Origin of the sequence: Mesorhizobium sp. M7A.F.Ca.CA.004.06.1.1 (genome assembly GCF_003999135.1) — a bacterium.
In the GTDB taxonomy this organism is placed as follows: domain Bacteria; phylum Pseudomonadota; class Alphaproteobacteria; order Rhizobiales; family Rhizobiaceae; genus Mesorhizobium.
The window spans coordinates 1-976 of record NZ_RZPQ01001235.1; the positions used below are offsets into that span (position 1 = coordinate 1).

The following is a 976-nucleotide window of genomic DNA, read 5'->3' on the forward strand; positions in this document are numbered from 1 at the left end:
GCACCGTTCTTCCTCATGCAGGCGGCCATCGCCGACATGAAGAAGCGTGGCCAGGGCGGCGCCATCGTCAACATCCTGTCGATCAACGCCCATTGCGGCTCGCCGGAACTCGCCGTCTATTCCGCCAGCAAGGGCGCGCTGGCCACGCTGACCAAAAACGCCGCCAACGCCCATCGCTTCGATCGCATCCGCGTCAACGGCATCAATGTCGGCTGGACCGACACGCCGGCCGAACGTGTCATGCAGGCCGACACGTTGGGCAACGGGCCGGGCTGGCTCGATGCCGCCAACGCCTCGCAACCCTTCGGCCGCCTGTTCTCGACGAGCGACATCGCCAACCTCGCCGTCTTCCTGCTTTCGGATGCTGCCGGGCCGATAACCGGCACGCTCGTCGACCAGGAACAGTGGGTGATCGGGGCGAATCGGTGAGCGCCATCGAAACGCATGCGCCCTGCATGACGCATTTCGGCGTCGGCACCGTTGCCGTCAGAAGTTGGTCGCGATGACGGTGACTGAAAAAACCTATCGCCCATTCGCTCAAAGCACCCGCGCCGCTTCACAGCGCCAGGCTCTCCTGCTCCACCTCTTCGGCATTCGGATCTCCCGGTGCGGTGGCCCAGGCCAATTCGACCAGCGTCACGGTGCGCCAGCCTGTCCCGTCGAGTTGGCAGACGATGAGGCCCTGCTCCTCGATATAGGTCAAGAGGCGCCGGGCGCGGCGCAGCGAGTGCGAGCCGTAGGCGCGGGCGATCGCGGCGTCGCTCGGGCATGGCCAGCCCTCTTTCGCCGCACGGGCGATCATCATGAACACGCCCTGCATGTCGTCGGGCAGCAGCGACGCGCGGACGGAAACGTCCCGCCACGCGTCATCCTGCGTCGTCTCGGAACCAAGGCCGGCACGGGCGCGCGTCAGCATGCGGCGGAACTCCGGCAGGTCCGGCACGACCGACGCGAGGCCTTCTATGCGGCAGCGGAC

At 66.8% G+C, this 976-nt stretch carries 1 protein-coding gene and 1 pseudogene; one reads left to right on the forward strand and one right to left on the reverse strand.

Annotated features, from left to right (window positions below):
• On the forward strand, positions 1–429 hold a 429-nt coding region (locus tag EN906_RS35425), incomplete at its 5' end, for an SDR family oxidoreductase (protein WP_127375832.1).
• Between the two features lie 127 nt (positions 430–556).
• Here EN906_RS35425 and EN906_RS35430 read toward each other — a convergent pair.
• A pseudogene (locus EN906_RS35430) lies at positions 557–976 on the reverse strand (ATP-binding protein); the annotation flags it as partial.